Below are 359 nucleotides of genomic sequence, written 5' to 3' on the forward strand. Positions count from 1 at the left end.
ATAAAAACTTGCCAACTCCATATCCTTTGCCTTTTGGCTCCAGCGCATTCAGCCTTATTTCGCTGGTTCCTAGTAACGACGATTCAAACACATCTTCAAGCCGAGGCTTTACTCATGGGTACTTTGCTCGATGCTTGCCGACTTAGGCTGTCAGCAATAACACCTTTTCACCCCGCTTCAGGCGTTGATGACTAGTCGCAAACCTGGGGGTGACGCTTTCACCGCTGCACCTGCGGGGTAGGATTTGAGGTTTTGATGACTCTCACCTACATGGTCATTCAGTTGTCAAGGTTCTGTACCTTGCGGCTAATCCTCCAAGTCCTTGTGGGCTTTAGTTTCTAGCCAACGGATCGCACTTT

Annotated in this window: 1 protein-coding gene; it reads left to right on the top strand. The window is 49.0% G+C overall.

All coding sequences use genetic code 11. The features are described from left to right. A partial coding sequence (locus AABK37_RS42005; RefSeq protein WP_432557271.1) for a hypothetical protein occupies positions 1 to 195 on the top strand: 195 nt, incomplete at its 5' end. Positions 196 to 359 lie beyond the last annotated feature (164 nt).

Origin of the sequence: Tolypothrix sp. VBCCA 56010 (assembly GCF_050875635.1) — a bacterium.
Lineage (GTDB): Bacteria > Cyanobacteriota > Cyanobacteriia > Cyanobacteriales > Nostocaceae > Hassallia.